Consider the following 8,900-nt stretch of genomic DNA (forward strand, 5'->3'; position numbering starts at 1 on the left):
GCGGCGATCTTGTAGGTGATCACGCCGGTTTTGACGTCATCTTTGTTCGGCAACCCGAGGTGTTCTTTGGGCGTGACGTAGCAGAGCATCGCGGTGCCGTAGCGGGCGATCTCCGTGGCGCCGATGGCCGAGGTGATGTGGTCGTAGCCGGGGGCAATGTCGGTCACCAGTGGGCCGAGGGTATAGAACGGGGCGCCGTCGCAGAGTTCCTGCTGGCGTTCGACGTTTTCCCGGACCAGGTGGAAGGGGATGTGGCCCGGGCCTTCGACCATGACCTGCACGTCGTACTTCCAGGCGCGCTTGGTCAGCTCCGCCAGGGTGTCTAGTTCGGCAAACTGTGCGGCGTCGTTGGCATCCGCGGTCGCCCCCGGCCGCAGGCCGTCGCCCAGGGAAAAGGCGACGTCGTACTTGGCGAAGATTTCGCACAGTTCATCGAAGTGGGTGTAGAGGAAGTTCTCCTGGTGATGGGCCAGGCACCAACCGGCCATGATGGACCCTCCGCGGGAGACGATCCCGGTCACCCGGTTTGCGGTCAGCGGCACGTAGCGCAGCAGCACGCCGGCGTGGACGGTCATGTAGTCCACGCCCTGCTCGCACTGCTCGATCACGGTGTCCCGGTAGATCTCCCAGGTCAGGTCATTGGCCTCGCCGTTGACCTTCTCCAGCGCCTGATAGATCGGGACCGTGCCGATCGGGACGGGGGAGTTGCGGATGATCCATTCACGGGTGGTGTGGATGTCATCGCCGGTGGAGAGGTCCATCACCGTGTCTGCGCCCCACTGGGCGGCCCACTGCAGTTTGTCCACTTCCTCGGCAATGGAGCTGGTCACGGCCGAGTTGCCGATGTTGGCGTTGATCTTCACCAGGAACGCCTTGCCGATGATCATCGGCTCGGATTCAGGGTGGTTAATGTTGTTCGGAATGATGGCCCGGCCCGCCGCCACCTCACTGCGGACCAGTTCAACGTCGCAGTTCTCCCGCACTGCCACGAACCGCATCTCCTGCGTGATCACGCCCTGGCGGGCGTAGTGCATCTGGGTGACCGTCTTGCCGTTGAGGGCGCGGCGGGGCACCGGCTGCGCGCCCTTCCATTCCGCGGACGCGGCACCCCGGCGCACGGCGGACTTGCCGTCATCGAGCAGGTTCCGTTCCCGTCCGCCGTAGGGCTCGGTGTCGCCCCGGGATTCTATCCATTCGGACCGGAACGGCTCCAGGCCGATTACCGGATCGCTGCCGGGCCCGGCCGTCCGGTACACCGTGAACGGTGGATTCTTCACCCCGTTCGGAGAGTCCTCCAAGGCGATCTCCGTGACAGGGACGCTAATGCCGTGTTCCGGGTCGCGGGCGTACGCGAGCGAATGTGAATTCATGGCGTTCATCAGTGGTTTCCTACTTCCTTCGCCGGCATGACCCGGACAGGTTCAACGGTCGCAGGCTGCATCAGCCCGATCTCAGCCCCTGCATTAGGGCACCCGTGTGGATGAAAAAACCCTAGCACCCCGGCGTGCCCGTTCCGGTTGGATGATGACTGGTGTTCCCCGGAGGGCCTCCATCCTCGGAAGCAGGCCCTCCCAGCGATGGGGATATGACATATCTCCGGCAGCTGAGGCCTCCTGTTCGCAGCTGCCGGGGCTGACGCGCTCCTCGGTCAACCGCCAGCCCGGCCAACGCACAGCACCCGGGAATGGTGCAGACGCCTTCTGCTATTCCGTGCAGTCGACTTCTGAAACTGACATCAACCCTCGTCATAGGAATTAGCTAAAACCGCCAAACCGAGCTGCGAAAAAACCGCCAATCCGAACTAGCAGTCACACAGGAGGAGCGTCGGGATCTGGTCGGGTTTAGAGGTAGCTGCAGATGCGTTCGGGGTCGCAGGCTGCAGGGTCCCCGGCGGCCGCGGCGTCATGAAATTCGGCAACGGTTGCACGCAGTGCCGTGAGTTCTGCGATCCGGGCGTCGAGGTCGCGGAGCTGTTTGGCCAGCAGATCCCGGACGTGTACGCAGGGGGCCTGGCCGATGTCCCGGACGGAGAGGATGTCACCGATCTGGGCAAGGGTCAGTCCGGCCGTGCGGCCGCGGCGGATGAATTCCAGCCGGCTGACTGTTTCCTGGGCGTAGTCGCGGTATCCGTTCGGTGCCCTGTCGGCGGCCGGCAATAGGCCGCGGTCCTCGTAGAACCGCAGGGTCTTGGCCGTCATGCCCGCGGCTGCGGCAGTTTCGCCGATAAGCATCATGCACCTCTCGTCCCCGGGGGGTTCCTCCTTGACCTTCCAGTTTAGTGGAAGGTCAACAGGGGGTAGGAACCCGCGGGTGGCGCCCCGGGCCGGGAGAGCGGAGTCAGCCTCTTGACCTTCCCCCTCGGTGGAAGGTGCAGACTGGGGCAGAACCATATACGAGGCACTGTTACGGGTATTTCGGGACGTCGCTGCTGTACGACTTTGGAGGATTCCATGTCTGAACCAACACCTGATTTTGATCTGGCCGTCATCGGATCGGGCGGCGGAGCATTCGCGGCCGCGATCCGGGCGACCAACCTGGGCAAACGCGTCCTGATGATCGAGCGCTCCACCGTCGGCGGCACGTGCGTGAACACCGGCTGCGTGCCGTCCAAGGCACTCCTGGCCGCGGCAGAGGCCAGGCAAGTTGCCCTGGACGGAGCAGGCCGGTTCCCCGGCATCAGCACCTCAGCCGGGCCGGTGGACATGGCCGGGCTGATCGGTGGGAAGCGTTCCCTGGTGGAGACGATGCGTTCGGATAAGTACGTGGACCTGATCGCGGACTATGGCTGGGAGCTGCGCCAGGGCAATGCCGTGTTCACCGGCACCCAGGACGATCCCGTCCTGGAAATCACCGGACAGGACGGGATGCGGGAGTCCGTAAGGGCCGCGCACTATCTGGTGGCCACTGGGTCGGCTCCGTGGGCGCCCCCGATCGAGGGTTTGGCAGACACGGACTACCTGACCGCCACCACCGCGATGGAACTCGAGGAGGTCCCCGACTCCCTGCTCGTGCTCGGCGGCGGGTACGTGGCCCTGGAACAGGCCCAGCTCTTCGCCCGGCTCGGGTCCAAGGTCACCATGCTGGTCCGCTCCCGCCTGGCCTCGGCCGAGGAACCCGAAGCCTCCCGCGCCCTGATGGGCGTCTTCGCCGACGAGGGCATCCGCGTCGTCCGCCGGGCGGCCGTGTCCTCCGTACGTACGGATCCGGCCACCCGCGGGATCGTTGCGACCGCGGCCGCCTCCGGCGGCCAGGAGGAATTCCGGGCCGCCAGGCTGCTCGTCGCCACGGGAAGGCGCCCGGTCACGGACGGCCTGAACCTGTCCGCGGTCGGCGTGAAAACCGGGGACGGCGGCGAGATCTTGGTCAACAGCCGGCTGGCCAGCACCAATCCCAGGATATTGGCCGCCGGAGACGTGACCGGACACCGCGAATTCGTCTACGTCGCAGCATCCCACGGCTCCCTGGTGGTGGAGAACGCCTTCAACAACGCCGGCCGCGAGGTCGACTACCGGCACCTGCCCCGGGTCACCTTCACCAGCCCGGCCCTGGCCGCGGTCGGGATGACCGGCAAGGAAGCCAACGAGGCCGGTATCCGGTGCGAATGCCGGGTCCTGCCCCTGGAGTACGTGCCCCGGGCCCTGGTGAACAGGGACACCCGCGGCTTCATCAAGATCGTCGCGGACGCGGACACCGGGCGGATTGTGGGAATCACCGCCGTCGCGAAGGACGCCGGTGACCTCGCCGCCGCCGGGGTCTACATCCTGGAAGCCGGGATGACCGTGGAGCAGGTGGCGAACCTGTGGAGCCCGTACCTGACCATGGCCGAGGGGATCAAGATCGCCGCCCAGTCCTTCACCACTGATGTCTCCAAACTCTCCTGTTGCGCCTCCTGAGCCGTAGCCCCTCCAGTAACTTCATCCAACTCACCGACCGGCAGACCTCACCGGACAGCGGCATCGACCTCGCACTCTCGTTGGTCGTAAGACCCGCACGATAATATGCACGGTGACGGGGGGATTACTGCAACCATGTTCCTTATGACTGGAATGAAGATCGGCTATGCCCGGGTCTCGACGAACGACCAGGACCTGACCGCCCAACGCAATGCCCTCTTTGCCCTGGGTGTAGATGAGGCCCAGATCTTCGTCGATCACGGACTGACGGGAGCGAACCGGGTGCGCCCTGGGCTCCGTGAAGCGATGGCGGCGTGCCGGGGCGGCGATACGCTCGTGGTGACCAAGCTCGACCGTTTGGCACGCTCTCTTTCCGATGCCAGGGATATAGCCCACGAGCTGACGGCCAAGGGGGTAGTGCTCAGTCTCGGCGGCAGCACTCATGATCCAACTGATCCGGTAGGCCGGCTGCTGTTCAATGTCCTGGGAATGGTGGCCGAGTTTGAGGCGGACCTGATCCGGATGCGCACTCGCAAGGGAATGGCGGTCGCCAAGGCGAAGGGGCGGCTGAAAGGCAAGCAGCCGAAACTGTCCAAGACACAGCGGAAGCATCTTCTGACACTGCACGACGCCGGGGAGCACACGCAGGCTGAGTTGGCGGAGCTGTTCCGTGTGTCCCGAACAACGGTTCCAGAGCTCCAAAGGCGAACCATCTGAAGGCCGATGCGGTGCCGCCGGCCGTGAGTGCACCAAGCGCTGCGAAAAGAACACCATTTAGCGCCGCGATTCACTGGTGGGAGCCGCGCAGCGCTTTACGCCACCAGCAAGCCCGTGCTGCACGCAAGCACCACAACGTAGCCCGGAACGACGTGCTGCCTGAAGACTCTGGGTTCCGGCCTCGCCCAGCAAGCGCCCACCCCTACTGCACGGGCCTCGCTTCGCTCGGGCTCTAGAAGCGCTTTTCTGTTTTGGCTGCTGTCCTGACGGATTGTACGTGTCCGCTCCGGCCCATCTAGCCCCTCCTTCGTCGGGGCCTGCGGTACAGGAAATGTCCCTGCGGTGCTCCTTCGTCGCTGATTTCCTCCGGGAATTTCCCGCCCTTGCCCTCGGGTAGACAGGCCTCCGTCGGCCACAGCTCCGCAAGCTTCGCCTGCAGCCAAAACAACGGGGGGAGAGGGGAAGCTGGCCGGTCACCAAAGCCGCCCCGCTATGGTCCGCGCCAGCACCCAATTCCAGCCGCAGCCAAAAAACAACTGTGAGTCTTTACATGGCTGGTCTGGGACTAGCTGGCAGTGTTGATGCCGGTCGTTCTGCCTGGTGCGTGACTCGAAAAAACAATTGCCCCTCGAGGGTGCGTTTCCCCCGATTTGTCCGCGCTGGGTGGAGCGGCCGGCGCTGACCTGTCCCACGTCGGTGGCTTGATTAGAAGCTTGCCCAGCCTTTGGAGGTTGTGGCTCATCACAGTTTTGCCTCGAGGTGACTCTTCCCAGGTCCGGCGCCGGCCGTGCTGCGGCCGTTCTTGCCCGTTCGAAAGGAAGGAGGGTGGTGCGTTGACTATCGTTTCGCAGACCCGCCCGTTCGTCATCGGCGTGGACTGTCACGCCCGGACCCACACTTACGCCATCATCGAGGCCAGCACTAAGCGACAGGTTGCGTGCGAGCAGTTCCCGACCACCTCGGCAGGGATTTCCCGCGCACTTGCCTGGGTAGGCCGAAGGACAGACGGGGATATGGCCTGTCTATGGGCCGTCGAGGGTATCGGCTCATATGGGGCGCGTCTGGCCCGGGCGGTAACCGACGCCGGCTACGACGTCGCCGAAGCTCCACGGATGAACGCCCGAGGCCGTCGGGGGCTGGGCAAATCGGACCCGTTGGACGCTACCGCCATCGGAGCCGCTGTCCTTGGCTTGGAGGAGTCCCAACTCCGGGTTCCGCGCCGGGATGAAGGAGCCCGTGCCGGACTCAGGATCCTGAGTGCGGCACGGGATCAGTTGACCCGGGAACGAACAATGAATGTCAATGCGCTTATCGCCTTACTCCGGGCACACGACCTTGGAGTCGACGCCCGCAAGCCTCTGGTTCCCGCCCAGATCGCCACGATTACCAGATGGCGGGACCGGCAGGAGCAGATGGAACTAGCGATCGCTCGGCAGGAAGCGGTTCGGTTGGCGCGCCGCGTTCTCGAGGTGACCACTCAGCTGGCGGCTAATCAGAAGCGCATGACTGAGCTGATCCAGGAAAGCCCGGCTGCGCCGCTGTTGGAGATGGTGGGTGCCGGGGCTGTCACGGTCGCTGCTGTCCTGACAGCTTGGTCGCATCCAGGAAGGGTTCGCAGCGAAGCTGCCTTTGCCTCTCTGGCAGGGGTGAGTCCCTTGCCGGCCTCAAGCGGTAACACTGTCCGGCACAGGCTGAACCGGGGCGGTGATAGGCGCCTCAATCGTGCTTTGCACACCATCACCATGACCCGGATGGTCCATGACCCCGGAACACGGGACTACGTCGCCAAACGCACCCAAGAAGGTCGCAGCTACCGCGAAATCCGCAGATCCCTCAAGCGCTACGTCGCCCGAACGCTCTACCGCCAGCTAAACACCCTTTACGCCACCGCGAAACCAGCCCCACCCCTCGTTGCCGGGGCAGGCAGTTCAGGCGGTGTCCGGATTGGTCCGAGTTAGAAGGCGCGCGACGGTGGGGTATTTGGCAGCCGTGTAGTCACTCCAGCCCGAGGCTGTGTCGGCTGCGGTTTTCTTGGCCTCAAAGTATTCGGCTCGGGCCGCCGGATCTTCTCTGAGTAGGTCGCGGAATGCGATGCGTGCAGACCATTCGGTGCCTTCGAATGCGAGGACGTGCACCACGGATTCCCGATGGCGGCGGTTTGGCCACGCGAGCCAGCAATGGCCGGGCTTCATCCCCTCGAGGTCGAACCCCGCCATTTTCAGCGCCCGGGCTGCATTTTGAACGCTCGAAACCTTGACCCCAACGATCACGTCTATGACATCTTTCGCCGGCAGGTCGGGCACGGAAGTCGAACCAATGTGTTCGCAGTGGGCTTCGGGGAGCAATTCGAGGATCGCCGCGGCGAACCGGGCATAGTGGTCCGCCCATTCCTCGAATCTGCTCGCCACAAGTGTTACCGGCTGTTCGTCGTCCATTCGTCCGATTCTGGTCCCGATGGTGTCTGCACTCTTTGAAGCCACGCCGCTGCCGCCTTGGATGGCGCCCGATAGGCCCTCCAAGGTGTTGCCACAGTTGAGACCGATTGGTACTGGATCGAGGACCTGAGCTTGCAAGTCACGGACAGGGCAGCACCAAGGTCTCGCATGCCGGATCGTGTCAGCAGACTCACCCGTAAGCCGATCGATCACCGTGCCCAGGAAACGCGCCGCTACGTTTGTCAGTTTCAGAAGTGGTCTGCACAGTCACGCATTTTTTCAACAGTCGTCTGCACCAAAGGCCGAGCTACGGGACTGCAACTGCTTCAGGGCTCGTGGCCGGGACCCAGCGGTAAAGCGTGGGCACCGAGACCCCGAGGCTGGCGGCAACTTCCTTGGGCGGCGTTCCCTGGCTGAGGAGCTTCCGAGCTGAGCGGATCTTGGCCTCAGTCATTACACGCTTTCGTCCGCCGACCCGGCCCTGTTCGCGCGCTGCCTGGAGGCCCGCCTGTGTGCGTTCGACCATGAGCTCGCGTTCCATCTGGGCCAGGGATGCCATCACGTTGAAGAAGAAGCGTCCGGAGGCGGTGGTGGTGTCGATCGAGTCGGTAAGGCTGACAAAACCAATTCCGCGCTCGTTCAGGCCTCCGGCGAAATCCAGGAGGTCCTTCACGCTACGGCCGAGACGGTCCAGCTTCCACACAATGAGAGTGTCTCCCTCACGGAGTGTTTCCAGGGCCTTGGCTAGACCGGGGCGGCCGGCCTTGGTGCCGCTCATTGTGTCTTCAAAGATGCGATCGCATCCTGCACTATTTAAGGCAGCCAACTGCAGATCAAGGTTCTGGTCGCGCGTAGACACTCTGGCATAGCCGATACGGTGTGCCGCCATATGGGTTTCTCTTCTCAAAACTCGATTCGGACTCCTGGCTCGACTGTACAGTTTCGAGAATTATTTGTGAGAACCGCCCCGCCGGGGCGGGGCTTCTCATCACAACGGCGGTTTCCCGCAGAACGGCGCGCTGTTCCGGCGCCTCACGGCAAGCGCCGCCTTTCTCGATTCAAGGCGTTCTTGAAATCCTTCGTTTCTGAGAACGTCGAACGATCGAGGCAGGCTTGAGATTGGGGGGTGAGGTGAGGTAGAGGAGCATCACGATTAAGCGGACGCGGATTGAGCGCGGCCGGGTCCGGTCGGCGGTCAGCCAGACGTACGCGTCGGCCAGTCGTTGCTGGATGGGGCCGGTCCCGGCGGTGAGGGCTTCAACGGCCCTTTCGAACAGGCCTCTTAGTCGGCGGTGTTCAGGTCCGGCCAGGACCGGCCACGAAGGACCGGCCCTGGCCGGACCCGCTCCTAGCTCCTGGGCAGAACCGGTTCGGGCAGGTAGACCTTCCCGCCGGATTCGAGGAATTCGGTGGACTTGGCCTCCATTCCTGCGATGGCTTCCTGTTCGGACATGCCTCCGAACTGGTCGCGGATGTCCTGGGAGAGCCGCATGGAACAGAACTTGGGACCGCACATGGAGCAGAAGTGCGCGGTCTTGGCCGGTTCGGCGGGCAGGGTCTCGTCGTGGAAGGATTCGGCCGTTTCCGGGTCCAGGGAAAGGGCGAACTGATCGCGCCAGCGGAACTCGAACCGTGCCTTGGACAGGGCGTCGTCGCGTTCGTGGGCGCCCGGGTGGCCTTTGGCGAGGTCCGCGGCGTGGGCGGCGATCTTGTAGGTGATCACGCCGGTTTTGACGTCATCTTTGTTCGGCAACCCGAGGTGTTCTTTGGGCGTGACGTAGCAGAGCATCGCGGTGCCGTAGCGGGCGATCTCCGTGGCGCCGATGGCCGAGGTGATGTGGTCGTAGCCGGGGGC

8 protein-coding genes and 1 riboswitch are annotated in these 8,900 nt (G+C 64.0%); of the genes, 3 read left to right on the forward strand and 5 right to left on the reverse strand.

Annotation, left to right across the window (positions count from 1 at the left end):
* A partial coding sequence (gene thiC, locus ABC337_RS18495) for a phosphomethylpyrimidine synthase ThiC (RefSeq protein ID WP_412893320.1) occupies positions 1-1,379 on the reverse strand: 1,379 nt, incomplete at its 3' end.
* A riboswitch (TPP riboswitch) is annotated at positions 1,377-1,486 on the reverse strand. (Overlaps the previous gene by 3 nt.)
* A gap of 355 nt (positions 1,487-1,841) precedes the next feature.
* Positions 1,842-2,231: a heavy metal-responsive transcriptional regulator gene (locus ABC337_RS18500; RefSeq protein ID WP_412885121.1), complete on the reverse strand. Its 390-nt coding sequence runs from the start codon at positions 2,229-2,231 to the stop codon at positions 1,842-1,844.
* Positions 2,232-2,450: 219 nt separating this feature from the next.
* Between ABC337_RS18500 and merA the strand changes: the two genes are divergently transcribed.
* The 3 genes from merA (at position 2,451) to ABC337_RS18515 (ending at position 6,568) form a co-directional block, all read left to right on the forward strand.
* Positions 2,451-3,893 carry a mercury(II) reductase gene (merA, locus tag ABC337_RS18505; RefSeq protein WP_412893321.1) on the forward strand — a complete coding sequence of 481 codons (1,443 nt, stop codon included), beginning with the start codon at positions 2,451-2,453 and terminating at the stop codon, positions 3,891-3,893.
* Between the two features lie 144 nt (positions 3,894-4,037).
* The gene (locus tag ABC337_RS18510; RefSeq protein ID WP_412893322.1) at positions 4,038-4,610 is read left to right on the forward strand and encodes a recombinase family protein; all 573 of its coding nucleotides are present in this window, start codon (positions 4,038-4,040) and stop codon (positions 4,608-4,610) included.
* Positions 4,611-5,443: 833 nt separating this feature from the next.
* Positions 5,444-6,568, forward strand: a complete 1,125-nt coding sequence (locus ABC337_RS18515) for an IS110 family RNA-guided transposase (protein WP_412885100.1) — start codon at positions 5,444-5,446, stop codon at positions 6,566-6,568.
* Here the strand turns inward: ABC337_RS18515 and ABC337_RS18520 are convergent.
* The 3 genes from ABC337_RS18520 to ABC337_RS18530 all read right to left on the reverse strand — a co-directional run.
* Positions 6,539-7,045, reverse strand: a complete 507-nt coding sequence (locus tag ABC337_RS18520; protein WP_412885099.1) for a GrpB family protein — start codon at positions 7,043-7,045, stop codon at positions 6,539-6,541. The two genes, ABC337_RS18515 and ABC337_RS18520, sit on opposite strands and share 30 nt — an antisense overlap.
* Before the next feature lie 307 nt (positions 7,046-7,352).
* Positions 7,353-7,934, reverse strand: coding sequence for a recombinase family protein (locus ABC337_RS18525; protein ID WP_412885098.1), 582 nt, complete (start codon positions 7,932-7,934; stop codon positions 7,353-7,355).
* A gap of 459 nt (positions 7,935-8,393) precedes the next feature.
* Positions 8,394-8,900, reverse strand: a 507-nt coding sequence (locus tag ABC337_RS18530) for a phosphomethylpyrimidine synthase ThiC (protein WP_412893323.1), incomplete at its 5' end; no start/stop codon positions are given.

Source organism: Arthrobacter phoenicis (assembly GCF_047238215.1).
In the GTDB taxonomy this organism is placed as follows: Bacteria; Actinomycetota; Actinomycetes; order Actinomycetales; family Micrococcaceae; genus Arthrobacter.

What these genes read in the sequence shown, in the direction of transcription:
- ABC337_RS18500 (WP_412885121.1), bottom strand. Translation starts at nt 2,231, where the DNA reads ATGCTTATCGGCGAAACTGCCGCAGCCGCGGGCATGACGGCCAAGACC.
- merA (WP_412893321.1), top strand. Translation starts at nt 2,451, where the DNA reads ATGTCTGAACCAACACCTGATTTTGATCTGGCCGTCATCGGATCGGGC.
- ABC337_RS18510 (WP_412893322.1), top strand. Translation starts at nt 4,038, where the DNA reads ATGACTGGAATGAAGATCGGCTATGCCCGGGTCTCGACGAACGACCAG.
- ABC337_RS18520 (WP_412885099.1), bottom strand. Translation starts at nt 7,045, where the DNA reads ATGGACGACGAACAGCCGGTAACACTTGTGGCGAGCAGATTCGAGGAA.
- ABC337_RS18525 (WP_412885098.1), bottom strand. Translation starts at nt 7,934, where the DNA reads ATGGCGGCACACCGTATCGGCTATGCCAGAGTGTCTACGCGCGACCAG.